This is a genomic window from Labrys neptuniae, assembly GCF_040797145.1.
Taxonomy (GTDB): Bacteria; Pseudomonadota; Alphaproteobacteria; order Rhizobiales; family Labraceae; genus Labrys; species Labrys neptuniae.
In genome coordinates this window covers 1-23,015 of sequence record NZ_JBFNQD010000013.1, presented here as the reverse complement: position 1 = coordinate 23,015, position 23,015 = coordinate 1, and the positions used below count along the sequence as shown (strand labels likewise).

The 23,015-nt window shown below is 62.1% G+C and carries 24 protein-coding genes; 11 read left to right on the top strand and 13 right to left on the bottom strand.

Annotation, left to right across the window (positions count from 1 at the left end; genetic code table 11):
• Nucleotides 1-20: 20 nt before the first annotated feature.
• The gene (locus tag ABXS05_RS27095; protein ID WP_367626008.1) at nt 21-1,022 is read left to right on the top strand and encodes an adenylate/guanylate cyclase domain-containing protein; all 1,002 of its coding nucleotides are present in this window, start codon (nt 21-23) and stop codon (nt 1,020-1,022) included.
• 65 nt (nt 1,023-1,087) lie between these two features.
• On the opposite strand, the gene ABXS05_RS27090 is transcribed toward ABXS05_RS27095, so the two are convergent.
• The 4 genes from ABXS05_RS27090 to ABXS05_RS27075 form a co-directional block, all read right to left on the bottom strand.
• On the bottom strand, nt 1,088-2,098 hold the full coding sequence (locus ABXS05_RS27090) for an OmpA family protein (protein ID WP_367626007.1): 1,011 nt from the start codon (nt 2,096-2,098) through the stop codon (nt 1,088-1,090).
• 78 nt (nt 2,099-2,176) lie between these two features.
• Nucleotides 2,177-2,401, bottom strand: coding sequence for a hypothetical protein (locus ABXS05_RS27085; RefSeq protein ID WP_367626006.1), 225 nt, complete (start codon nt 2,399-2,401; stop codon nt 2,177-2,179).
• A 512-nt stretch (nt 2,402-2,913) separates the two neighbouring features.
• Nucleotides 2,914-3,426: a flavin reductase gene (locus ABXS05_RS27080; RefSeq protein ID WP_367626005.1), complete on the bottom strand. Its 513-nt coding sequence runs from the start codon at nt 3,424-3,426 to the stop codon at nt 2,914-2,916.
• A 10-nt stretch (nt 3,427-3,436) separates the two neighbouring features.
• On the bottom strand, nt 3,437-5,002 hold the full coding sequence (locus ABXS05_RS27075; protein ID WP_367626004.1) for a 4-hydroxyphenylacetate 3-hydroxylase N-terminal domain-containing protein: 1,566 nt from the start codon (nt 5,000-5,002) through the stop codon (nt 3,437-3,439).
• Between the two features lie 57 nt (nt 5,003-5,059).
• Here ABXS05_RS27075 and ABXS05_RS27070 point away from each other — a divergent pair, with 57 nt between their 5' ends.
• The 3 genes from ABXS05_RS27070 to ABXS05_RS27060 are packed head-to-tail and all read left to right on the top strand — an operon-like array spanning nt 5,060 to nt 6,956.
• Complete coding sequence (locus ABXS05_RS27070) at nt 5,060-5,998, top strand: helix-turn-helix domain-containing protein (protein ID WP_437178701.1); 939 nt, start codon at nt 5,060-5,062, stop codon at nt 5,996-5,998.
• A 60-nt stretch (nt 5,999-6,058) separates the two neighbouring features.
• Nucleotides 6,059-6,553, top strand: a complete 495-nt coding sequence (gene hpaR, locus ABXS05_RS27065; protein ID WP_311944012.1) for a homoprotocatechuate degradation operon regulator HpaR — start codon at nt 6,059-6,061, stop codon at nt 6,551-6,553.
• On the top strand, nt 6,540-6,956 hold the full coding sequence (locus tag ABXS05_RS27060; protein ID WP_311944013.1) for a hypothetical protein: 417 nt from the start codon (nt 6,540-6,542) through the stop codon (nt 6,954-6,956). Before hpaR ends, ABXS05_RS27060 begins: the two co-directional genes overlap by 14 nt.
• A gap of 32 nt (nt 6,957-6,988) precedes the next feature.
• Here ABXS05_RS27060 and ABXS05_RS27055 read toward each other — a convergent pair whose 3' ends face one another.
• The 6 genes from ABXS05_RS27055 to ABXS05_RS27030 all read right to left on the bottom strand — a co-directional run bounded on the left by ABXS05_RS27055 (nt 6,989) and on the right by ABXS05_RS27030 (nt 14,371).
• A complete protein-coding gene (locus tag ABXS05_RS27055) occupies nt 6,989-8,551 on the bottom strand; it encodes a SpoVR family protein (protein WP_367626002.1) in 1,563 nt (520 codons plus the stop codon).
• An 11-nt stretch (nt 8,552-8,562) separates the two neighbouring features.
• Entirely contained in the window at nt 8,563-9,870 is a 1,308-nt protein-coding gene (locus tag ABXS05_RS27050; RefSeq protein ID WP_367626001.1) for a YeaH/YhbH family protein, read from the bottom strand.
• Nucleotides 9,871-9,891: 21 nt separating this feature from the next.
• On the bottom strand, nt 9,892-11,838 hold the full coding sequence (locus ABXS05_RS27045) for a PrkA family serine protein kinase (protein WP_367626000.1): 1,947 nt from the start codon (nt 11,836-11,838) through the stop codon (nt 9,892-9,894).
• A gap of 420 nt (nt 11,839-12,258) precedes the next feature.
• A complete protein-coding gene (locus ABXS05_RS27040; protein WP_367625999.1) occupies nt 12,259-12,708 on the bottom strand; it encodes a DUF411 domain-containing protein in 450 nt (149 codons plus the stop codon).
• Between the two features lie 20 nt (nt 12,709-12,728).
• Nucleotides 12,729-13,358 (bottom strand): SCO family protein, encoded by a 630-nt coding sequence (locus tag ABXS05_RS27035; protein WP_367625998.1) that lies wholly within the window; start codon nt 13,356-13,358, stop codon nt 12,729-12,731.
• On the bottom strand, nt 13,355-14,371 hold the full coding sequence (locus ABXS05_RS27030) for a LysR substrate-binding domain-containing protein (protein ID WP_311944021.1): 1,017 nt from the start codon (nt 14,369-14,371) through the stop codon (nt 13,355-13,357). Before ABXS05_RS27030 ends, ABXS05_RS27035 begins: the two co-directional genes overlap by 4 nt.
• 90 nt (nt 14,372-14,461) lie before the next feature.
• Here ABXS05_RS27030 and ABXS05_RS27025 point away from each other — a divergent pair, with 90 nt between their 5' ends.
• From ABXS05_RS27025 to ABXS05_RS27010, 4 genes are all read left to right on the top strand, one after another.
• Nucleotides 14,462-15,409 carry an MBL fold metallo-hydrolase gene (locus tag ABXS05_RS27025; protein ID WP_367625997.1) on the top strand — a complete coding sequence of 316 codons (948 nt, stop codon included), beginning with the start codon at nt 14,462-14,464 and terminating at the stop codon, nt 15,407-15,409.
• A gap of 14 nt (nt 15,410-15,423) precedes the next feature.
• Nucleotides 15,424-16,416 carry an alpha/beta hydrolase gene (locus ABXS05_RS27020; protein ID WP_367625996.1) on the top strand — a complete coding sequence of 331 codons (993 nt, stop codon included), beginning with the start codon at nt 15,424-15,426 and terminating at the stop codon, nt 16,414-16,416.
• A gap of 97 nt (nt 16,417-16,513) precedes the next feature.
• A complete protein-coding gene (locus ABXS05_RS27015; RefSeq protein WP_367625995.1) occupies nt 16,514-17,317 on the top strand; it encodes a CDP-diacylglycerol diphosphatase in 804 nt (267 codons plus the stop codon).
• Between the two features lie 101 nt (nt 17,318-17,418).
• Entirely contained in the window at nt 17,419-17,817 is a 399-nt protein-coding gene (locus tag ABXS05_RS27010) for a PAS domain S-box protein (protein ID WP_367625994.1), read from the top strand.
• A gap of 110 nt (nt 17,818-17,927) precedes the next feature.
• On the opposite strand, the gene ABXS05_RS27005 is transcribed toward ABXS05_RS27010, so the two are convergent.
• A complete protein-coding gene (locus ABXS05_RS27005; protein ID WP_367625993.1) occupies nt 17,928-18,377 on the bottom strand; it encodes a PaaI family thioesterase in 450 nt (149 codons plus the stop codon).
• A 72-nt stretch (nt 18,378-18,449) separates the two neighbouring features.
• A complete protein-coding gene (locus ABXS05_RS27000; RefSeq protein ID WP_367625992.1) occupies nt 18,450-18,728 on the bottom strand; it encodes a hypothetical protein in 279 nt (92 codons plus the stop codon).
• Between ABXS05_RS27000 and ABXS05_RS26995 the strand changes: the two genes are divergently transcribed.
• Entirely contained in the window at nt 18,709-19,083 is a 375-nt protein-coding gene (locus ABXS05_RS26995) for an SPW repeat domain-containing protein (RefSeq protein WP_367625991.1), read from the top strand. The two genes, ABXS05_RS27000 and ABXS05_RS26995, sit on opposite strands and share 20 nt — an antisense overlap.
• 303 nt (nt 19,084-19,386) lie before the next feature.
• On the top strand, nt 19,387-20,550 hold the full coding sequence (locus ABXS05_RS26990; RefSeq protein ID WP_367625990.1) for an aminotransferase class V-fold PLP-dependent enzyme: 1,164 nt from the start codon (nt 19,387-19,389) through the stop codon (nt 20,548-20,550).
• 42 nt (nt 20,551-20,592) lie between these two features.
• Here ABXS05_RS26990 and ABXS05_RS26985 read toward each other — a convergent pair whose 3' ends face one another.
• A complete protein-coding gene (locus ABXS05_RS26985; RefSeq protein ID WP_311944034.1) occupies nt 20,593-21,552 on the bottom strand; it encodes a hydrogen peroxide-inducible genes activator in 960 nt (319 codons plus the stop codon).
• Nucleotides 21,553-21,879: 327 nt separating this feature from the next.
• On the opposite strand from ABXS05_RS26985, the gene ABXS05_RS26980 reads away from it, so the two are divergent.
• Nucleotides 21,880-23,015 (top strand): peroxidase family protein (locus tag ABXS05_RS26980; RefSeq protein WP_367625989.1); only part of this gene is annotated, 1,136 nt, incomplete at its 3' end.

Below are 23,015 nucleotides of genomic sequence, written 5' to 3'. Positions count from 1 at the left end.
CGGCAACGGCTCATCGTGCGATGAAGTCCTTCCGCCACTTGCCAACAGCAGCCTCATGGACTTCAAGGAATGAAACCAGGGGCGATTTTGGTATACTATGTGGTGCTGCGTTCTCGGGGCGGATGCGCGTGATGGATCAGGAGAGAATTCTAGCTGCAGTCCTCTTGGTCGATGTCGTGGGGAGCACGCCGCTCTATGAGCGCGTCGGCGATGTCGGCGCCTTGCGGCAAATCTCGGACTGCCTGGATGCGGTACGCGCGATCACCGCCCGATATGGCGGCGAATTCATTCACTCGAAGGGCGATGACGTCCTAAGCCTGTTCAAAAGGCCGGAGGCGGCACTGAAGGCTGTCCGCCAAATCAGCAGCCAGCTGACGAACGGGGCGTTGAGGACCAGGATCGGATTGCATTTCGGCGCGGTCATTCGAATGCGGGGCGACATCTTCGGCGACGTCGTCAATGTCACCGCGCGATTGTCCACCACGGCAAACCCCGGGGAAGTGCTGGTCAGCCAGAGCTTCTTCGAAGCGCTTATTCCGGAAAGCCGCAATGCCTTGCGGCTCCTCGACAGCATGGCCTTCAAGGGAAAGCAGGAGCCCTTCGATGTCTATACCCTGCGGGAGGACGATGTGGCGCTCAGCACGCAGCTTGCCCGCCAGAGCACGGTTTTCGACAGGCTTGCCGGGCCGGTACGGCACCTCAACCTCGTCATCCGATATGGCGATCAGCTGCGATCCTGCCGCAACAACGAATCCGTGACCATCGGCCGGTCCCCGGAGTGCGATATCGTCGTGCCGCGGCCCTGGGTCTCCAGGCATCACGCGACCTTCACCATTTCGAACGGCAGGGCCAAGCTTGCCGAGCGAAGCTCGTCGGGCACCTTCATGTCGACGGGGACGGATCTTGAAGTATTCGTGCGCCGCGAAGACGTTCTGCTCTTCGGCTCCGGCTTGATATCGCCCGGTGTGCGATCATCCCTCAGTGAGGCCCAGATTCTATACTACGAAATCATCTCGGGCTGACCGCTGCTCACGCAGTTCAGCAAGACCGGCGGTTCGCCGGTCTCCCAAAAAGGATAGGTGCCGCCTCACGGATTGACCCATTTATTCTTCGGGTTTTTCAGCCAATCCTGATAGTGCCCGATGATGTCGTCGCGTGTAATCTTGTAGCCCTTCCTGGCGGCGGCTGCCTCGATGTTGTCGATCATCATCTTGCCCATCGCCTGCATCACCTGATCGGCGTCGGGATTGCCGGTCGTCCAGCTCGTCGGCCAGCCTGTATAGGGGTTCCAAGGCACCGGAACGCCGCCCAGCTGAATGGGCGACAGATTGTCGGAGGCGATCTTGAGCCCCATGGTGCTGACATAGGCAAAGGCTGCGTAGGGTGCGGCCTGATCGAACGCCTTGTCCCAATCGATATTGGGTTGATCGAGGGCATCCAGGACACCGGGCGGTTGCCACTGGAAGGTGACGACCACCGAGCGGTCGCGTTCGTCCTCGTCGAGAGACTCCAGGTGCGGCCAGCTATCGCGATAGAACGGATTGGCGGACACCTGCTGCTTGGCGCCGGAGCCGCCGGACGTGAAGAATTTTGCCGATGAGCCGGCGAGCTTGCGCAAATATTTGTCGATGTTTGCCGCGCGTCGTTCGGAGAGGCCATTGTTGTCATAGCTCTCTCCGCCGGTCCGGCTGGCATGGCCTTCGACGCCGATCCTGAGCTCGGCATGCGCCTTGATGAACAGGCGCATCACGCCATCGATCGCCTTCAGGTGCAGCGCCTTGGGCGCGTCGCTGCCCACGTCGTAATTATAGAGGAGGAAGAACGCGAAGTTCTTCATCGGCGCTGGCAGCCAGAGGGCCAGGCCGTCACCGGTCTTGTTCGGATCGGCTCCCTTGCCCACGAGCTGCGCCAGGACCTCGTCGCGGATGCGAAGCCATTGGACGACCAGATTGTGGTCCGCCTTCGGGTCGAGCTTGCGCGAGATGCCGGTGCGCGCTCGAAACCGCCGATCGGCCTCTCCAGACACATAGTCGCGCTGAGGCGTGGACAGTTGTTCGTAACGCTTTGACCAGACGCCGGGTATGTATTGGTCGGTCATGTTCGCTCCACAAATGCGTTGCTGTGCAGAACGATCGGTCCTTGCCCGTCGCTCGGCGAGCGGGCTGGAGCAATCGTTCTAATGCGGGTTGAAGAAACCGAGAACGCGGGTGGCGGACAGCGAGTGCAGTGCCTGCACGAAGCCCTCCACACTCAGTGTTCGAGGTGTATCCAGGCGCAGGCCGCTTCCACCGGCCAGTCGCACGAAACTCGAATTGCCCAAGGCCGCGATCGCATCAGGATACGGCTTGGCGTCGTCGTCGACGCCGGCACGTGCAAAAACCTCCTGGAAGAACGCGGGCATGATTGTGCCTCTATATTTTGCGCTCGCATGCACATCCCGGAAGAACAGCTCGCCGCGAACGGCAAGTTGCCGACGTCCGCGCGACCTGACACCGTGCCCTGTTTCAAGTCATTCGCCGCCAGCTCTTGCATGCAGCCAAAGGCGGATGGCTCAGGGATCCTTGCCCGGCAGCTCATTGCCGGATCCCGCTATATTATGCCAAGGCGCTGATCAGTATATCCCCCAAAGATGGGACCCCCAATAAGTATCGCCGGATTAGGATGTTCATTGAAAAAGAGAATAGAATTTCTGAAAATGTATTATTCTTATAGAAAATAAAAATTAATACAATTGATGTTTATTTTCAAAATTTCCAAAAGGAAATTATCAAATTTGACGGATTATGACGCAAAGAGCCGAGACTGTCATGTCAATATGAGAGTAAGATTCGATGTTTGGATATATAGTATTCGTGATTTTTTCTTGAAATTCAATCCAAATTGAAAGTAATTACATTTTTTGTCGACGATATTCTAGCCTCCAAAGCTCCCCGCCTGTCCCAACACATGCGCGTAGCCTCTGTCGAAATAGAGCAGGGCGTGGCCGTCCTTGCGGCTGCGGATGTCGACGACCTCGCCGATGAAGATGTGGTGGCTGCCCACCAGATGCCGGTCGATCAGGTGGCAGTCGAAGGAGACGATGGCGTCGGCCAGCGCCTGGTTGCCGGAGGGGAGGTCGATCCAGTCGGCGGCGGCGTAGCGGGAGTCCATGTCGGCGCGCTGGCCGGCGAAATAGCCGGCGAGGTCCTGGTGGTCCGGTGTCAGCACGTTGACGCAGAACCGGGCGTTCTCGATGAAGACGCCGGTCTGGGCCGAGCGGCTGTTCATGCATACCAGCAGGGTCGGCGGCTCGTCGGTCACCGAGCACATGGCGGTGGCGGTGAAGCCGCCGCGCCCGGCGCTGCCATTGGTGGTGACCACGTTGACGCTGGCGCAGACCCGCGCCATGGCGTCGCGAAAGTGGGTCCGGGAGACGGGATCGGGCATGGCGGCGGCCTCACTCGGCCGCGGCGGCGCGTGCCGGGCCGGCCTCGCCGAGCGGCGGCAGCCAGGTCTCGCCGGTCCAGCCTTTCTCGTCATAATCGGCCATGCATTGGTCGACCAGGGCTTCCATTTCCCGAAGCCGTCCGCCACGCTCGGCGCCCTTGAGCACCTGCAGGCGGACTTCCTCGGGTGCGCCGGCATAATTGAGCTCGTACAAAGCGTGGCGGCCGGCGAATTCCGTGCCCGTCGCGTCCCATAAGAGCTTCATGATCTTGATGCGCTCGATATGGCCCATGTCGTTGGAGCCGCGCACATATTGGGCGAGGTAGCGGTCGATCTCGGGGTTGGCGAAATCCCGGGCCGAGGAGGGCAGATAGATCAGGCCGGAGGCGATGGTGCGCCTGACGATGTCGATCACCCTGGGATAGGCTTCCGACATGAAGGTGCGGTAGGCGAGCGCTGCTTCCAGGTTGGGCAGCACGGCACCATCAGCCCAGGGAATGGGGTTGTGGGCCATGGCATTGGCGAAGGACCAGAACTGGTGGCGGATGGCGATGACTTCGCCGAGCATGGCCTGGTTGCCGCGGAAGGCATCGCCGCCGGTGGCGCGCAGGGCCTTGGCGAGCAGGCCGGCGAGGAAATCGAGCTTCACGCCGAAGCGGATGCAGCCCTGAAAGCAATAGCCATGCATGAAGCCGGAGGCGGGATGGAACGACAGGATCTTGCCGGCATCGCGCAGCACCAGCACATCCTCCCAGGGGATGAAGACGTTGTCGAGCACCAGGATGGCGTCGTTCTCGTCAAAGCGGGAGGAGAGCGGATAGTCGAAGGGCTGGGCGGTGCGGTTGGCGGTTTCCTCATAGGAGGTCCGGCAGAACATCTTCACCCCTGGCGCGTTCATCGCCAGGATGAACATCACGGACAAGGACGGGTCCTCGGTGACGGTGGCCGAGCTCTGGGCGAGGAAATTGTAGTGGGTGAGGGCGGAAGAGGTGGCGACGACCTTGGCGCCGGAGACGTAGATGCCCGCATCGGTTTCCTTGGTGATGTGGACGAAGACGTCCTTCACCGCGTCGGCCGGCTTGTGGCGGTCGATCGGCGGGTTGACGATGGCATGGTTCATGAACAGCACGGCTTCCTGGGCGCGCTTGTGCCAGGCCAGCGCATTGTCCCTGAAGGGGCCGTACCAGTCGGCATTGGCGCCGAGCGTGTTCATCAGCGCCGCCTTGTAGTCGGCGGTGCGGCCCATCCAACCATAGGTCATGCGGGCCCAGTGGGTGATGGCGTCCTTCTGCGCCACCAATTCGGCCGAAGAGCGCGCGACGCGGAAATATTTGTGGGTGTAGCCGCCCGAGCCCGTGTCGGTCGGCGCGGTCAGGATCGGCTTGGTCTTCTCGTCATGCAGGGCGTCGTAGAGCCGGGCCAGCGAGCGCGCCGAATTGCGCATGGCCGGATGGGCGGTGACATCGGCTACCCGTTCGCCATTGATGTAAACCTCGCGCCCGTCGCGCAGCGAAGCGAGATATTCGGCACCCGTGAAGGGTCGTTTTGTATCGGCGCGAAAATCTTCTGATCGCATCGCCGTCCTCCCTGATGTTCGTTGAGGTGAGGCTAGGCCTTGCCGGCGGCGTGTGCCATGGACAGAATGGCAAAATCGCTTGTACTTTTTTCGGCGGCGCTGATGGCTCATCAGGTTCCCAGTTTCTTCGTCTATGGCGAGCCCGATCGCCCGATCGATCTTGGGTTTTTGCATGTGGAAACGGTGATGGAGCGCAGATCACTGCATTCAGGCCGGGTTTCCGCTCATAAGCATGACAGGATGGCTCAGATCACCTTCTGGAGCAGGGGCCGGGGCGAATATTTCATCGAAGATCGGCGGCTGGACTTTATCGCACCAGCTGTCAGCTTCATTCCCAGCGGCGTGGTGCATGGTTTCACTGTCGCGCCGGATGAAAGCGATGCCGTCGTCGCCTCGATTGCCGACAGTGCGCTGCCGCCGATCGCTGCGCTTTCGGCCCTGCCGATCGAGGAGCCGCTCATGGTGCGCGGACAGGCCGAGAGCCGTTTCTGGCCTTCTCTGGCCGCGACCATGCAGCGGCTGCTCGAGGAGTATCAGCTGGGGCAGGGGGCACCCCTGGCAGCCTTGCTGGCCGTGGCGATGAACGACATCGCCCTGCTCGGCCGGACCGGCCGTACCGGCGAACGCGAGGGCCATGACCTTGCTTTCGCCTTCCGGCGCCTGGTGGACCGGCATTTCCGGGATGCCTGGCCGGTCGAGCGCTATGTCGCGGCGCTCGGCACCACGCCGCATCTGCTCGCCAGGGCTTGCGGCACCTCCCATGGCCTGTCCGTCAAGGCCTTCATCGACAGGCGGCGCCTGATCGAGGCCAAGCGCCTCCTGGTCTTCACCATTCGCTCGGTCGAAGACGTCGCCTATGAGATCGGCTTTCGTGATCCAGCCTATTTCTCGCGCTTCTTCCGCAAGCATGTCGGCGAGCCGCCGGGCCAATGGCGCGCCGGGCAGGTGCAATCTTCCCATCTGGGGGCGGCGAAAGAACCATCGCCGACGGTTTGATCAAACGTCGATGTATGCGAGTAGTGCTCAATTCCCTGAGCCGCTATCGGGGGACGATGCATGGATGAAGTGAAGGAAGCGCTGCCGGTGATCGAGGAAGCAAGGTTGAAGGAAACGCGGCGTTCCCTGCCGATCGCGCTCCTGCGGGCGCGCGAGGCCGTCATGAGCCATTTTCGCCCCATGCTCGCCAATCACGGTGTGACGGAACAGCAATGGCGCGTGCTGCGTGTCCTGAACGAGGCTGGCACGCTCGATGCCTCCGAGGTCGCCGATCGTGCCTTCATCCTGGCGCCCAGCCTGACCCGCATGATCCGTTCGCTGGAGGAGCGCGGCTTCATCTCCAAGCACAAGGACAAGGGCGACGGGCGCCGCGTGCTCCTGAAGCTCGCGCCCGCCGGCGAAGACGTCATCCACGAAGTCCTGCCCGACAGCCGCAAGATCTATGCCGTGCTGGAAGAGCGTTTCGGCCGTGAGCGCATCGATCAGCTGGTCGACCTTCTGGGAGAACTCGCGACGTTTCGCAACGAATCCGAAACGCCCGATGATCTTGCGTGAGCCGATGACCGCACCCGCTTCAGTCCTGCACGAGTTGCCCGGTGGGGAAGAGCTGCTCGCCTGGTTCGGCCGGGTACCGAGCTTCCACGATGGCTATTTGCTGGAGATCGCCTTCTTCGGCAAGGGGCAGGCGCTCATGCGCATCCATGCCTGGATCCTGACGGACAAGGTCGATGACCAAGGCCATCTGATCACCGACAGACATGCCGTCGTCACCTTCGCCCTGGACGGTGTGAATACCATCGAGTGCAGAGATTTCGACATGGTGCCCGGCATCATCCTCGATCTGGATGTCACGCGGGTGGAGGAGGGCCTACGCTTCGAATGGAGCGCGAGCTATGGCGTGGGTGGTGCCGTCACGGCGCGGCAGGCCCGCATCACGCTGGAGCCGGGCAGGCCCTGAAGGCGTGCCTCGCGTGTCAGGCCGCGACCAGTTCACCCGCCTACCTGGCGGGTCGAACATTCATAGATCCTGTTTCCCGTGCGGGCGTCGATGCCTTCCAGGCTCACCTCATAGCCCCAGAGGCTGCGGATATGGCGCAGCGTCGCGTCGCGGCTGTTGGGCTCCAGCACGATGCCGTCATTGACCTTGTGCTGGAGGCGCAGATGCCGGTCGCCCAGCAGATCCACGTCGACGACCTGGATGTCCGAGCGGTTGGCGCCGATATCGTAGCTATGGGCGAGGGCGGTGCGAATATTCTCGTAGCCGCGCTCATTGTGGATCGAGGCGACCTTGTAGAAGGATTCGTTGGCGGCATCGGACAGGACGAACATCCGCCATTTGCGGATCAGCGTCGGGCTCAGATATTGGCGGATGAAGGACTCGTCGCGGTAATTGGCCCAGGCGTCGAGCAGGACTTCGCGCCAATTGCCGTTGCCCGCGAATTCCGGAAACCAGTCGCGATCCTCCGGCGTCGGCTCGGTCGAGATGCGCTGGATGTCCTGCATCATGTCGAGGCCGAGCGCATAGGGATTGATTCCGGAAAAGCGGGGATCGTCATAGCCCGGCTGGAACACCACGTTGGAATGGTTGCGCAGGATCTCGAGCATGGCGCCCTCGCTGATCCGGCCACGGTCGAACAGCGCGTTCATCAGCGTATAATGCACGAAGGTGGCGCAGCCCTCGTTCATCACCTGGGTCTGGCGCTGCGGATAGAAATATTGGGCGATGACACGCACGATCCTGAGGATTTCCCGCTGCCATGGCTCGAGGATCAGGCTGTTCTTCTCCAGGAAATAGAGCAGGTTTTCCTCGGGAAGATTGAGTGCTTTCTTCCGCTCGGGCGTGCCGTCCTTGGCATCGTCGGGCCTGTCGCCGCCTTTGGAGGGCGGCAGCGTGCGCCAGAGATCATTATAGGTGCGCTCTTCATATTCCAGCCGCTCGCGCACCCCCTCGCGCTGCTTTTCCGAAGATAGTTTGGGCGGGCGGCGATAGCGGAACACGCCCTGTTCCATCAGTGCATGGGCGGCATCGAGTATGGCTTCCACTGCAGCGACGCCATGCCGTTCCTCGCAGCGGGTGATGAAGCCCTTGGCGAAATCGAGATAGCCCAGGATCGCGCCCGCATCCGTCCATTGCTGAAACAGATAATTGTTCTTGAAGAAGTGATTGTGGCCGAGCGCCGCATGGGCCGTTACCAGGGCCTGCAGGGCCATGGTGTTTTCTTCCATCAGATAGACGACGCAGGGGTTGGAGTTGATGACGATTTCATAGGCGAGCCCGCGTCCACCCTTGCGGTACATCAGCTCCTGATGGAGGAAATGCTTGCCGAACGACCAATGTCGATACATCAGCGGCATGCCGACGGACGAGTAGGCGTCGAGCATCTGTTCGGAGGAGATGATCTCCATCTGCACGGGATAGGTGTCGAGATTGAGCTCCTCGACCGCCAGCGCCTCGATGGCATCATAGGCCCGCGACAACGTCTTGAAGTTCCAGTCCGAGCCTGAGAACAGCAAGTCGGCGTTGGGCGCATGCTTGGGCGTCGGCTTGGGCATCGGCGCTCCTTTCACCCGCCCTGCGAGGCGGGCTGCCTGGTGAAGAGCTGGCGAAAAACCGGATAGATGTCCGAAGCCTTGGCGATGCGGCTCATCTGGAAGTTCGGCCAACGCTCGGTAACGGCCGCATAGGCCTGCCAGAGCGAGGTTCCGTTCTCGGTGCCGCCGAAGATATGACTCTCGCGCTCGTCGATGATCTCGACATAGGCGAAATACTGGCACAGGCGCATGATCTCGCCATCGAGCAGCGCGATGCAACGCCCGGAATCGGTGGCGATGTTGTCGCCGTCCGAAGCCTGGGCGGCATAGATGTTCCATTCATTGGAAGGATAGCGCTCCTTGATGATGCGCTGCATCTCCTCCAGGGCGGTCGAGACCACGGTGCCGCCGCTCTGAGTCGAGTAGAAGAAGGTCTCCTCGTCGACTTCCTGCGCCTCATGGGTATGGCGAATGAAGACGATGTCGGTGCGCTCGTAGCGCCTCTTCAGAAACAGATGCAGCAGGACGAAGAAGCGCTTGGCCAGGTCCTTTTCCCGTTCCCCCATCGAACCGGACACGTCCATGAGACAGAACATCACCGCATTGGCGTTCGGCAGCGGCTGTGCGTCGAAGCGGTTGAAGCGGATGTCGACCGGATCGATATAGGAGATCACCCGGCGCCGGCGTTCCAGCCGGTCAATCTCCGCGCGCAGCTCGGCGATGCGCTGGTTCACTGCGGGACCCGCCGCGCCGGTATCGATCTCCTGCAATTCCCGGAGAATTGCGTCCAGGTCCTCCTGTTTCGGGCGCTTGAGGGCAATGCGGCGGCCATGGCTGTTGCGCATGGTGCGCCCGACATTGATATTGGTCGGCGAGCCGCTCACCGAAAAACCCGCCCGCCGCGGCTTGACGATCAAGATCTCCTTGAGGTTGAGCTTGACCATATCGGGCAGCTCGAGATCCTCGAAGAAGAGGTCGAGCACCTCCTCGCGGGTCAGCACGAAGCGGAAATCGTCTTCCGAGTCGGTCAAGCCCGGAGCCGAGCCTGACCCTGCTCCCTGATTGGGCTTGGAGACCCTATCGCCCGGCGCAAACTGCTTGTTGCCGGGTAGGACGTGATGGCGACCGCCGCTGTCCCTGGCCTCGCGGAAGGTCGGCTCGCTCGTGCCGTGCACCGGCATCGAGACGGAATGCTTGGCATCCACATCCGCGATCTTGCCCGTCTTGATCTGGTCGCGGATGCTCTGCTTCAGCTCGGCGCGCGCCCGACGCAGGAAGCGCTGACGATTGCCAAGGCTCTTGTCCTTGGGATTGAGGCGGCGATCGATAAAGATTGGCATGGGAACACCACCCGGCCGGGATCAACCCGCCTTGTTTACACGCATATACCAATCCACCAGCCGACGCACCTGCCGCTTGGTGTAGCCGCGTGCCTCCATGCGCTGCACGAACTCCGTATGCCGCTTCTCGGTCACGCTGTCCTGCTTGGAGCCGAAGCTGATCACCGGCAGGAGATCCTCGACCTGGCCGAACATCCGCTTCTCGATGACTTCCCGCAGCTTCTCATAGCTGGTCCAGGCCGGGTTGCGGCCGTTGTTCCTGGCCCTGGCGCGCAGGGTGAATTTAACCACCTCGTTGCGAAAATCCTTGGGATTGGCGATGCCGGCCGGTTTTTCGATCTGGGACAGCTCCTTGTCGAGCACCTCGCGGTTGAGGACCTGGCCGGTATCGGGATCTTTGTAATCCTGATCCTCCACCCAGGCATCGGCATAGGCGATGTAGCGGTCGAACAGGTTCTGGCCATATTCCGAGTAGGATTCCAGATAGGCCTTCTGGATCTCGTGCCCGATGAACTCGGCGTAGCGGCTGGCCAGCTCCGATTTGATGAAGTCGAGATAGGTGGTTTCCGTTTCCTTCGCGAACTGCTCGCGCTTGATCGCCTCCTCCAGGATGTACATCAGGTGCACGGGATCGGCGGCCAGTTCCTGGGTATCGTAGTTGAAGGTCTGCGACAGGATCTTGAAGGCAAAGCGCGTGCTCACGCCCGTCATGCCCTCATCGACGCCGGCGGCATCGCGATATTCCTGGACAGCCTTCGCCTTGGGATCCAGCTCCTTGAGATTCTCGCCGTCATAGATGCGCATCTTGGTGTAGAGCGGCGAATTGTCGAACTCGGCCAGCCGGGTCGACACCGAGAAGCGGCTGAGGATATCGAGCACCTCCGGCGCGCAGGGGCTGCTGGCCAGTTCGCTTTCGCGCAGCAGTTTTTCGTAGATCTGCCTTTCCTCGGTGACGCGCAGGCAATAGGGCACCTTGACCACCAGGATGCGGTCGAGGAAGGCTTCGTTGTTCTTGTTGCTCTTGAATTGCAGCCACTCCGACTCGTTGGAATGGGCCACGACGATGCCTTGATAGGGGAAGGCGCCGAAATTTTCGGTGCCATTATAGCTGCCTTCCTGGGTGGCGGTCAGCAGGGGATGCAAAACCTTGATCGGTGCCTTGAACATCTCGACGAATTCGAGCAGCCCCTGGGTCGTGCGGTTGAGCCCGCCGCTGTAAGAATAGGCGTCCGGGTCCGACTGGCTGAAATGTTCGAGTTGGCGGATATCGACCTTGCCGACCAGGGCTGAAACGTCCTGGTTGTTTTCGTCGCCAGGCTCGGTCTTGGCGATGCCGATCTGGCGCAGCCGCGAGGGCACCAGCTTGACGACACTGAATTTGGAGATGTCGCCGGACAATTCATCGAGACGCTTGGCCGCCCATGGGGAGATCAGGCCATTCAGGCGCCGCCGCGCGATGCCGTATTTGTCTTCTAGGAGCTCGCCCATCCGATCCGGATTGAACAGACCGAGCGGCGACTCAAAAACCGGGCTTATCTTACCGCCCACTTTGAGCGTGTAGATGGGGCGCTCTTCCATCAACTTCTTCAGCCGTTCCGCTAGGGAAGACTTGCCACCGCCGACGGGACCGAGGAGGTAGAGAATCTGCTTGCGCTCTTCCAGGCCCTGGGAGGCATAGCGGAAATAGCCGACGAGCCGCTCGATCGTATCCTCCATGCCATAAAAATCGGCGAAGGCAGGATAGGTCTTGACGGTGCGGTTGGCGAAAATCCGCCCGAGGCGCTCGTCCTTGCTGGTATCGAGCAGTCTCGGCTCGCCGATCGCGTCAATCATCCGCTCGGCCGCGGAGGCGTACATCGACTGGTCCTCGCGGCATGCGAGCAAATATTGCTGGAGGCTCATCTCCTCCTGCGCCGCGCTGGTATAATGTTCCGCAAACAGGTCGAAAACGTCGCTTCTCTCAGTCATGGCAGCCTCCCATGGTGGCTGATCGGGTTGACTGCGCCCTTGCTCACTCAACTGCAGGAAACCCGTAGAGTTCCGAGTGACTCACAAAGAACATCCGCTAAGATTGCGGCAGATTATGGTAGTCTGGTGCCGATAAGTATTTTTATCTAGAGTGCGATCGAAAAATTAATGTTCGTCGCTCAGCCACCTCACGCTTGTGGCCCTCGCCGCAAGTATGAATCGGCTGATCAACAAGGACCAATCTAACGCATCATCGTTGATTCGTCCGTGCATGTGCGCACCGTTCACAGCCAAAATACACTGCCGGCAGCCCGGAAGGGCACGTGATGCGGAGGCGGGCATGGCCATGGCTGGCAAGCCGCGGCAAAGCGACGCGACCGGCGTCGAGGCCGCCTGATGTGTGTTTTCTCGAAGGGGCGATCAGCGATAGCGAGCGAAGACCTGGGTGGTGCCGTCCTTACGCAGCAAGAGGACGTCATAGGGCTCGGCATCGGCTCTGCCTTCACCCATGCCGGGCGAACCGATGGGCATGCCGGGTACCGCCAACCCGACCGCGTCGGGACGTTCGGCGAGCAGGCGCGCGATCTCGCGGGCCGGAACATGGCCTTCGATGACGTAGCCGCCGATCAGGCCGGTATGGCAGGAGGCGAGGCTCTGCTCCACGCCCAATTGCAGCTTGCGCCGCTGCAATTCGTCCGACGGGAGTTGCCGGACGTCGGTTGCATAGCCCCGCTCCTGCAGATGACGGGCCCAGCCGACGCAGCAACTGCACCCCTCATTGGTGAGGATCTCGATGACGGGGGCGGCCGCATGGGCAAGGCCGGGCAGGGAAACCAGCGTCGCAACCGAAAGGCCGCGAAGGACTTTCACGACTGACCTTATTTTCATCTTCAGGCCTTTGTATCGATAATTCGACGTAATTTCTGAAGCTTGGTCTCACGCGGCTCATGCATGTCGAGCATACTGGCAAACTTGCCATCGGCATCCATCACATAGACGCCGGCGGTATGATCCATGGTGTACTCGCCGCCTTCCATCGGCACCTTGCGGGCATAGGCGGCGAAGGCCTTCACCATGGTGTCGGTTTCCGCCCGGCTGCCGCGCAAGGCGAGGATGCGCGCATCGAACGAGCTCATGTATTGCGCCAACAGGTCCTGGCTGTCCCGTTCGGGATCGACAGTGATGAAGAGGACGTTGAAAGCATTGGCGGCAGGGCCGAGGGTACTCATCAGATCGGTGAGATCGGACAGGGTGGTCGGACAGACGTCTGGACAATGGGTGAAGCCGAAAAAGGCGAGATAGGGCTTGCCGGCAAGACGTGCATTGTCGATCGTCTCTCCCTTGTGGGAGGTCAGCCGGAAAGGACCACCGACCCTGGCCATGTCGATGACGGGTTTGTCGGTCGCCGGCCCGGCGGCGCCTTTCCATGTCTCCGGCAACAGGGCGTTCGCCGCGAGCAGGAGCGCGGCGACCGCGATGGCACACCAAGCGGCGATGCGGACGATTTTCAGACCTATCATCGTGCCCGCTCCTTGCGCAGGCCTTGCCCTGCCAATTCCAATGTCAATTCCGTTCGCCTCGTTTGTTTTGGTGGATTCTCGGCCGCTTCCTCGAAGGCAAGGAGCGTATCGGCAACTTCGGTCCTGAACCAGGACGAAGCCGGATCCTGGTCGAGACGGGCCGACCAGACCATCGAGACGGCCGGCAACGCGAGGTCGAGGGGAGCCGGCCCCGCCGCCAGGCCGAAGCGCGGCCCGTAAAGCTGTGCCATGCGCGTCGGTATCGTCGTGATCGTCGGGGAGGCGGCCACCGTCGCCAGCACACTCAGAAATTCGGACGATGCCGACACCACGTTGAGCTTGGCGTCGATGGCATCGAGGGCGGCTTCAAGGCAACCTTGCAGGCTGTCGGTCAGTGTGACCAGCGCATGTGGCAGCGCCAGATAGTCGGCCAGGCCGATCGGCATGGCAATATCAAGCCGGCCAGGATTGAAGACGCAGCTCAAGGCCTGCTCGAACAGGAATTGCGCCTTGTGGCGCTGGGCAACGGCCTGGAAACAACCGACGGCCAGATCCAGGGTGCCTTCATCCAGCAGGCGATGAACCTCGTCGCTTCCCGCCTGTCGGCTGAGCAACCTCACGCCGGGGGCGGCTCTGCGCAGGCGGGCCGTGAGCCCGGGTATCAGCAACAGCTCCACCTCGCTGGAGAAGCCGAGGCGGAATGTACGTTCCTCCGTCGCCGGGTCGAAGGTGGAGGGCGCGTGGAGTGCGGCTTGAATCTGTGCCAGGGCCAGGCGAACCGGCTCGGCCAGGGCAAGCGCATGGGCGGTGGGCTGCATGACGGTGCCGACGCGGACGAAGAGTTCGTCCAGCAACAGCACGCGCAGGGTCGACAGGCTGTGGCTCATCGCCGGCTGCCCAACCTTGAGGCGGGTCGCTGCACGCGTGACGCTGCGCTCCTGCATCAAGGCGTCGAAAGCCACCAGGAGGTTGAGATCGAAGGAACGAAGATCGAAATGGTTGATGTGCGACATGAGCCGTATCGATTTCTAATATGATCTCGATAACGCTAAATCCTGCACCAGACAATGCCGTTCTTCGAGCCGGCAGATGTGGAGCAGGATATGAAACAGGACACGGAACAAGCCCTCGGATCCTATCGGGTCGGCGCAGCCACCATCACCAAGATTCCGGAATTGGCACTCGACGGGGTCGATGCCGCTCTCCTCTATCCCGATTGTGATCCCGGCGCGGCAGCCGAGGAAGCACGAAAACTGGGACGAGGATCGGTCGACGAACAGACGGGGCTGTTGCGCCAGAGCGTTCACGCCTGGCTGGTGACGACACCGGATCGGGTCATTCTCGTCGACACGGCTTCCGGCAACGACAAGGAGCGTCCCGGCCTGGCGGTGCTGCATCACCTCGACGAGCCGTTCCTAGAGCGGCTGAAGGCGGCGGGCGCCAGGCCTGATGACGTCGACCTAGTCCTGCTGACCCATATTCACGCTGATCACGTCGGATGGAATACGCGCAGGGTAGAAGGACGCTGGGTTCCAACCTTTCCGAATGCCCGCCATGTCTTTTCCGCCCGCGAACGCGCCTATAATGCGGCGCTCGCGGCAGCGACAGGCTCGGACGCCGCGATCCGGGCCGAAGCGGACCTGGGCGCCATGGCTCGCCTGCCGCTGCCTGGCGTGTTCGAAGACAGCATGAATCCCATCATCGAGGCGGGGCTGACCCGGGAAATCACGGCGGACGGCTCGGAAGCGGAGGAAGGCTTCTTCTTCTTTCCCAGTCCCGGCCACAGCATCGATCACGCCTCGATCGGTTTTCGTTCGGAAGGCGAATATGCCCTGTTCTGGGGAGATGTGCTGCATCATCCCCTCCAGATTGCCAGGCCGGACTGGAACTCGGCCTATTGCGAGTTCCCGCAGGCAGCCGCCGCGTCGCGCCTTTGGGCACTGAACCATGCGGCCGAGACCGGTGCCCTGGTGCTGACCACGCATTTCGCCGAGACCTCCGCCGGCCGCGTCCGTCGCGACGGCAAGACCTTCAGCTGGCAATTCGTCTGAACAAGGAGCCCGTCATGACTTTAGCCGACACCCTGTCGATGCCCCGCATCATTGCCCGGACCCGGCTGATTGCGAGCGACACGCCGGGCATCCAGTTGCAGCTCCTCAACAAGCGGCCGGACGGCATGAACACCTTCAGCCCCGAGCGGACCCTGGTGATGATGCATGGCGCGACGTTCTCCTCGGCGAGCCTGTTCGATGTGCCCGTGGGCGAGGGGTCGTTCATGGATGTGCTGGCACGTGCGGGCTACGATGTCTGGGCCCTCGATGTGCGCGGCTATGGTGGCTCCACCCGTCCGCCCGAGATGGAGGAGCCGCCCGAAGGCGGTGTTCCGCTGACGCCGGCCCTCACGGCGGCGCGGGATCTTGCCGCGGCGATCGACTTCATCCGCCGCGAGCGTGGCATCGCTCGGCTCGGTGTGCTCGGCATGTCATGGGGCGCGACAATTGCCGGCATCCTTGCCAGCCAACCCGACGCGCCGGTCGAGAAACTGGTACTGGTGACGCCTCTCTGGCTCTCGGAGAAGCCGTTGCGCATCGATGCGGGAGGGCCGCTCGGGGCCTATCGCCTGGTGAGCCCGCGGGCTTTCTCTGCGGCATGGCAAGCACCGGCGCCCGAAGAGGCGAGGGAAACCCTGATACCCAGGGGCTGGTTCGAGGCCTGGGAGAAGGCGACTCTGGCGACCGATATGGGTTCGCCCGTGCCGGGCACGATCAGGGCCCCTTCGGGTGCCGTCCAGGATGTGCGTGCGCATTGGACCGCCGGCAGGCCGCTCTATGATCCCGCCGCCATAGGCTGTCCGGTGCTCCTGGTCGGCGGTGAATGGGATGTCGATGTCCGGTTCGACATGGCACACGATCTGTTCACTCGCCTTACCAAAGTGCCCTACAAGCGGTTCGTCGAGATCGGGCAAGCAACGCATATGGTGCTCATGGAGAAGAACCGGGCGCAGGCTTTCGATACGGTAATCGGCTTCCTTAATGAAGGCTTCACGCGGGGCGACTAGGTGGCTCGATAGCAGGCGGGCTCGCGCATGCCGAGCTTTGATGGCTCTGGGTTACGGCGCGGGCCCTCGATATCGATGGAGCCAAGGAGAGGAAAGCATGAGGACACGCGCGATCGGTTGGCGCAGGACCGTGATGGCTCTCGCCATCGCCGCCGTACTCGCCGGGCTCGCCTTGTTTTTCTTCCTCGCACGCTTTCTCGATCCCGATGCCCTGTGGAAGATCGTCGACGGGCAATGCGTGCCGGAACAACAGCAGCAGGCCGAGCGCCGGCATTGCATCGAGGTCGACCTCGGCAAGGGTGTCGATCACGGGTTTGCCATCCTCAAGGACAATGCCCCGACAAAACCCTATAATTACCTGCTCATCCCGACGAAACGCATAACCGGCATCGAGGACGAGGCCCTGCTGGCGCCGGATGCGGAGAACTATTTCGAGCATGCCTGGGCCGCGCGCTTCCATCTCGGCGCGATCTTCAAGCGCAACCTGGATTGGAACATGGTTGCGCTGGCCGTGAACTCGGCAAAGGACCGATCCCAGAACCAGCTTCATATCCATGTCGGCTGCGTCAGGCCGGACATTCGCAATGCGCTGAAAAACAGCGAAGCGAAGCTTTCAGAAGGCTGGTCGCCCCTCGGGCTGCCGACCTCCGATCGTCCCTATCTCGCATTAAAGCTGAGGCAGGACAGCCTCTCCGGCTTCGACCCGTTCCGAAAGATCGCCGACGACATTCCCGGAGCCAGGGCCGCGATGGGTCTTCAGACCGTCGTCGTGGTCGGCGCGGTCTTCGGGGACGAGAGCAAGGGCTTCTATATCCTCAGCCGACGCCGGGAGGATGGCTCACCGGCTCATGGCGAGGACCTGATCGATCCGACCTGCCAATTGGCCAGGCAGTCGCAATAAGACTGGCTGGGACCGGAGCCTGGAGGCTGCTACGCTGACGGCCACGCAGCAGCGCGGTCTCGCGATGAGGCCGAGCAATGCGGCTGCACGGGGAGGGCGCCATGATCGATGAGACGATCGCGAGGGCAATCGTGGAGCAGATGGCGGAAGCGCTGATCTTTGCGACTGTCGACGGCAAGATTGCGCTGTGGAACAGGGGAGCGAGCCTGCTGTTCGGCTTCGAGCGGGATGAAGCGATCGGCCAATCGCTCGATCTCATCATTCCGCCGCATCTCCGGAACGCGCATTGGTCGGGGTTCGATGCGGCGATCGAGACCGGACGATTGAAGTTGAATGGCAAGCCGACCCTGACGAGGGCGCTGCACAAGACGGGGCGCAAGCTCTATGTCGAAATGAGTTTTGCCCTGATCGAGACCGACCAGGGCATCCTCGGTTCCGTCGCCGTGGCGCGTGACGTCACCGAGAAGGTCGAGCGGGAACGGGCTGGCGCGATCCGCTAAGGCGTTTTGCGATTTGACGGAATCGGCAAGAATCGCAAAGACGCGCCGAACCAAAGAGTTAGAGTAAGCAAGCGTTCACGCTTGAACGCGTTTTGCTCTAGGGAGTGCGTTCAATCGACAATGCCATCCTTGCCTTCGATGGCCATGAGCGTCGCGGTCAACAGGGCGATCAGCCGCTCCTTGCCGTCGCGCTCGGCAAAGACCTCGGCCTGGGCGAGCGTCAGTGTGCGCCCGGCCTTGATCACCTTGCCGCGCGCCATGATATGCTCGCCCGCTGCCGGGGCCAGGAGATTGATCTTGAATTCCGCCGTGAGGACACCCCTTTCGGGCGGCATCAGGCTGAGAGCGGCATACCCCGCCGCGCTGTCGGCAATGGCGCTCACGGCTCCGGCATGGACGAAGCCGTGCTGTTGCGACACTTCGTTTCTCGGCACGAGAGATATCTCGACTTGGCCCGGCAACACAGTGGCGAGCCTTGCCCCAAGCGTGCGCATGAGGCCCTGCTTTGCAAAGCTGGCCCGAATGCGGGCCTCGACCCGCGCAATGTCCGGTTCCGTCACAGGACCTCCATTTGGAAGATAATCAATGCAGCGTCATCCGTGACGCAAGACGCCGACACTTCGGCACACTGGCTAATAAGCCAGCGATGCCCCGATGGAAATCATGCGATGAAGACTGGCTCCGGCCGATCGCAAGTCCCGATCGGCAAACGTCTTGCGCTCTACGTCGAATGAACTGCTCAGCATAATAAGACGCATTGTAATCACTAGGTTTTCTTGAGATAATGCAGACAGTGCGAAGAACGCCCGGCTGAGGATGTTCTCAAGCAACGCACGGTGGTCCTCAAGGGCGTTTGAGCCAAGCTCATCGTAGCCTGAGAGGAGGCGCGTTATGGCAACGTTCAAAGTCATGGGGCCCTTGGGGCTCTTGCAGCACCGACGCTGGGAGGACATCGCCTCGATGATCCTCGGTGCCGCAATCATCATCTCTCCGCTATGGCTCGGCACCACCGAAACGCCGACCGTGATGCTGGTCACGGCCCTGGTCGGCGCGGCCGTCGTGGTGCTGGCCAGCCTGGAGGTGGTATTCCTGCGACGTTGGGAGGAAATCCTGGCGCTCGCCTGCGGCCTGTGGCTGGCAATCCAGCCATTCGTGTTCGCCTATGATCCACCGCTGCGCAACTGGCACATCGTGCTTGGCGCGCTGGTGGCGATCCTGGCGATCCTGGAACTCTGGCAGGACCGCAATCGCGACATGTCGGCGTAGTTTGCGCGACCGGACAGATATGGCCAGGCCTCTCGCCAGGCCTGGCCTGCTTGTCAGGCAGTCAGAAGCCGAACCTGATCTGATCCCTATCCAACAAGTCGAAGAGAGCGCTGTATGGCGCCAAGGCCGGCTCTGTCCTTGTTCCATGGAGACTGAAGAGTCGGGCGTGAGGTCGATGCCGGAAGAGACGCGCCGTGCTTGGTGAAAGCCCGCGAGCCGCCAGTTCGAGCACGCTTGGCGGCGGGTTCAATTGCTGTAGTGTCTCGGCTTTCGAATGCGAGTCGCGCCAGAAGGGAAGAGATGATGACTGCCTTGTTGCCGAATGTGGACCCCGAAGGTCTCCTCGAATATTCGGTGGTCTTTACCGATCGCGCGCTCAACCACATGTCGCAGGTCTTCCAGGGCGTCATGCGGGACATCTCGCAAACCTTGCGCCGCGTCTACAAGGCGGAAGAGGCCGGCGGCGTGGCCCTGGTGCCCGGCGGCGGCACCTATGCGATGGAGGCGGTGGCGCGTCAGCTCGCCCAGGGCAAGAAGGTGCTGGTCATCCGCAATGGCTGGTTCTCCTATCGCTGGACGCAGATATTCGAGATGGGCGCCATTCCCGCCGAGAGCATCGTGCTGAAGGCGCGCCAGACGCAATCGGAATCGGGCGTGCGCCAGCTGCCCTTCCAGCCCGTGCCGATCGAGGAGGCCGTGGCCACCATCGAAGCGGAGCGCCCGAATGTCGTCTTCGCGCCGCATGTGGAGACCGCCTCCGGCATCATGCTGCCGGACGGATACATGAAGGCAATCGCCGATGCGGCGCACAAGGTCGGCGCGCTCTTCGTCCTCGACTGCATCGCTTCGGGCTGCGTCTGGGTCGACATGAAGGAAGTCGGCGTCGACGTGCTGATCTCGGCGCCGCAGAAGGGATGGAGCGCTTCGCCCTGCAGCGGCATCGTCATGCTGAGCGAAGCCGCGAAAGCCGAGGTGAAGGCCACGACCAGCTCCTCCTTTGCCTGCGACCTGAAGAAGTGGCTCGAGATCATGGAGGCCTATGAGAAGGGCGGCCATGCCTATCATGCCACCTTGCCGACCGATGCCCTGCGCGGGTTCCGCGACGCCGTGCTGGAAACCGAGGCGAGGGGCTTCGAGAAGGTGAAGGCGGCACAGCTCGAGCTCGGGGCTCGCGTGCGCCAGCTCTTCGCCCAGCGGGGTTTTGCTAGCGTTGCCGCGCCGGGCTTCGGAGCCCCCGGCGTGGTCGTCTGCTATACAGACGATCCCGGCATCAAGTCCGGCGCCAAGTTCGTTGCCGTCGGCGTGCAGGCGGCTGCGGGCGTTCCGCTCATGTGCGACGAGCCTGCCGACTTCCAGACCTTCCGTATCGGCCTTTTCGGCCTCGACAAGCTCGCCGATATCGACCGCACCGTGGGCAGTCTCGAACGGGCTCTGGGAGAGGTCGTGGGTACCGCCAACATCAGGTAGCTGCGAAGCGGAGCGTATTGCCGGCCCTGTCCCCCGAAGGGATCACGAAGGCTGGTGAAGAGCGGCGGGCCGGCGCTGCAGATCAGACGTGTTCTGGTCGTGGCGCAGTTTCAAGAGATCGGCCGCATCCCGCACCACTTTCGAGATCTCGAGCAGTTGTTTGACCAGGGGACTTGTCTTGCGCCAGATCATGCCGATGGTGCGCGAGGGCTGGGGGTTTGCAAAGCGGGTGATGGAGACCTGTGCCGAGCGCGTTTCCATCGGCACGGCCATTTCAGGGATCAGAGTGACCCCGATGCCTGCGCCGACCATCTGGACGAGCGTCGAGAGGGAACTGCCGTCCAGCAATTCGCGTGTCCGCAGGGACGGGGCATTGCAGAAGGCCAGGGCCTGATCGCGGAAGCAATGACCCTCCTCCAGCAGGAGCAGCCGCATTTCGCTGAGCATCTCCCGGTCCGGCACGGGCTTTCCCTCGTCCTCGCTCGGGCGCACCAGCACGAAGCTTTCGGTGAACAGCGCGACCTCGTTGAAGGAAGGTTCCGATACCGGCAGGGCGACGATGGCCGTATCGAGACGCCCGTCGATGAGTTCCTGGATCAGCCTGGGGGTCACGGTTTCGCGCACATGGATATCCAGGCCTTCATGCGAGCGGGCGAGATTGGAGACGAGGGTCGGCAGCAGATAGGGGGCGACGGTCGGGATGACCCCGATGCGCAGCGGCCCGACCAACTGGTCCTGCCAGGCCTGGGCCAGGTCTCCCAGCGCCTCGACGGCGCGCAGAATGTCGCGGGCCCGCGTGGCGAACTCGGTGCCGAAACTCGTGAGCCTGATCTGGCGCGCACCTCTTTCGAACAGCGCCAGGCCCAAGCCTTCCTCCAGCTCCTTGATCTGCATCGACAGGGCCGGCTGGGAAATCGCGCACGCATCTGCCGCCCGGCCGAAATGGCTGTGCCGCACCAGAGCCTCGACATAGCGCAGCTGCCGCAACGTCAGATTTTTCATAACCTAGCCTTATCGCGACAATCGGAAAAGCTGAATTAAACTGATGGCCGGACTCTAGTAAAGCTCTAAACGGGGATGGTGATGCGAGTCGAAGGCGACTCGAATCCCACATGTGACCCCGCCAATGCCGCCTTGAGGGCGCACAGAATCCGGGTGGCCGCGATTAATGTCGTTTGCAAGGTGTTCCATTGCGGTAAGCGGCTGGCATGAAACCATGCCGCGCCCCGTGTGCCATTCGTCCCGGTGGCCGTGACACGCGCGTGTTGTTCTCAGACGCGATAGTGCCCGGCCAGGCAAATTTCATCACAAGAACCATTGGAGGCAATGATGGACGGAAGCGATACGCCGAACACCGGCAAGTGCCCGGTAGCGCATGGGGCGCGTCCCGGCTTTGAGGTTCGTTCGAACCGTGACTGGTGGCCGAACCAGCTGAACCTGAAGATCCTGCACCAGCATTCGAGCCTGTCCAATCCGATGGGCAAGGCGTTCGACTATGCGCAGGAATTCAAGAAGCTCGACCTGGCGGCGCTGAAGCGGGACCTGTTTGCGCTGATGACGGATTCGCAGGAATGGTGGCCGGCCGATTTCGGCCATTACGGCCCGCTGTTCATCCGCATGGCCTGGCACAGCGCCGGCACCTACCGCACCGGCGACGGGCGCGGCGGCGCGGGTGCGGGCCAGCAGCGCTTCGCTCCGCTCAATTCCTGGCCCGACAACGTCAATCTCGACAAGGCCCGCCGCCTGCTCTGGCCGATCAAGCGCAAATACGGCAACAAGATCTCCTGGGCCGATTTGATGATCCTGACCGGCAATTGCGCCCTGGAATCGATGGGCTTCAAGACCTTCGGCTTTGCCGGCGGCCGCGAGGATGTGTGGGAGCCCGAAGAGGACGTCTACTGGGGCAGCGAGAACGTCTGGCTCGACGACAAGCGCTACAGCGGCGACCGCAATCTGGAGAACCCGCTGGCCGCCGTGCAGATGGGCCTGATCTATGTCAATCCGGAAGGCCCCAACGGCAATCCCGATCCCCTGGCGGCGGCGCGCGACATCCGCGAGACCTTCGCCCGCATGGCGATGAACGACGAGGAGACGGTGGCGCTGATTGCCGGCGGCCACACCTTCGGCAAGACCCATGGTGCCGGCGATGCCGCCAATGTCGGGCCGGAGCCGGAGGCCTCCGGCATCGAGCTGCAGGGCCTTGGCTGGCACAACCAGTTCGGCAGCGGCAAGGGGGGCGACACCATCGGCTCGGGGCTCGAGGTGACCTGGACCTCGACGCCGACCAAATGGAGCAACAACTTCTTCTGGAACCTGTTCGGCTATGACTGGGAGCTGACCAAGAGCCCGGCCGGTGCCCATCAGTGGCAGCCCAAGCATGGGGCGGGTGCCGGCTCGGTGCCGGATGCGCATGACCGCTCCAAGCGCCATGCCCCCTCGATGCTGACCACGGACCTGGCGCTGCG